Origin of the sequence: Azospirillum sp. B4 (genome assembly GCF_000333275.1) — a bacterium.
Classification (GTDB): domain Bacteria; phylum Pseudomonadota; class Alphaproteobacteria; order Azospirillales; family Azospirillaceae; genus Nitrospirillum.
In genome coordinates this window covers 1-1,351 of record NZ_BACU01000495.1, presented here as the reverse complement: position 1 = coordinate 1,351, position 1,351 = coordinate 1, and the positions used below count along the sequence as shown (strand labels likewise).

The 1,351-nt window shown below is 70.2% G+C and carries 1 protein-coding gene; it reads right to left on the bottom strand.

The genetic code is table 11. The annotated features are described in order from the left end of the window. Window positions 1-1,351, bottom strand: a 1,351-nt coding sequence (locus tag I55_RS37295) for a hypothetical protein (protein ID WP_044562667.1), incomplete at both ends; no start/stop codon positions are given.

The window sequence follows — 1,351 nt, the reverse complement described above, 5'->3', positions numbered from 1 at the left end:
GATCAGGCCGGCGTTGGTGCAGTGTGTCGATGCGCCCCCATACCGCCACGGCCACGTTGCCGGCGTGGGTGCCGTTGGCGGCCAGCGCACCGCTGTTGGTGAAGGTGCCGATGCTGCCGACGCTGGCCTCATAAAAGGCCATGGAGCCGCCGCTGATGGTCAGCGTGTTCTCCAGGCTGGCCAGGGTGCCGCCGATGTAGTCGCCCAGGGCGATGTTCACCAGGTCGTTGCCGACGACGGTGTTGCGCGTCCACAGCAGCCCGGAATCCAGGGTCACGGCGCCGACGCTGAGCGTGCCATCGGCATGGACCAGGGTGCCGGTGACGCTACCGGCCAGGTAGTTGCTGGACGTGTACGGGCTGACGGCCACGGTGCCGCCCGCCAGGGTGGCGTCGCCGCTGACCTGCAGGCCGCTGGTGCCTAGCGTCACCGCCAGGGTGCCGCCGGCCTGGGCGTAATTGCCGGTGATGGTGACCAGGCTTTCCAGCGCCAGGCTGGCGGCGCTGTTGAGCACCGTGTGGCTGCCCACGGCGATGGCGTCGCTGATGCCGAAGCGGCCGGAGGCGAACACCACGTCGGCGTTCGTGTTGACGATGCTGCCGTTGATGAAGCGGCCGAGGGTACCGCCCTGCCCCGCGATGGTCAGATCCCGGGCGCTGTCGTTGATGACGCCGCCGTCGATGACCCCGGCGTTGACCAGGGTGCCCAGGCTGCCGCCGCTGGCGATGTACAGGGCCGAGGCGCCGGTGATGCTGCCGGTGTTGACCAGGGTACCCCAGGTGCCACCCACGTAGTAGTTGCTGTGCAGGGCCAGCAGGCTGTCACCCGCCACGCTGCCGGTCACGTTCATGCCGCCGACGCCCACGACGGCGGCGGCGCCATAGTCGGACCCGCCGGCGCCGGACACCAGGGTGGAGACCTGGCCGATGGTGAAGTTGTCGGTGGCCAGGCCCGCCTGGACGGTGCCGGCCACGGTGGCGAGGCCCGAGACGGCAAGCTGGCCGGTGGTGCCCACCACCAGCTTGCCGCCGCTGGCCTGGGTGTAGGCGCCGGTGACGGCGATGGTGTCGGTCAGGGTGACGGTGGCGCCGGTGTTCCGCAGCGTGTGGCCGGTGACGTCGACGGCGTCGTTCAGCAGCAAGCGGCCGGAGGTGAAGACCAGGTCGCTGGCGGTGTTGGCGATCAGGCCTCCGCTGAAGGTGCCGGTGACCGTGTCGCCGCCCTGGATGGAAAGGTCGCGGGCGGACTGGTTCAGGATGGTGCCGGCGATGACGGCGCTGTTGATCAGCAGGCCGAGGGTGGCGTTGCTGCGGATGGTGACGGCTTGGCCGCTGCCGGTGATCAGCCCGCG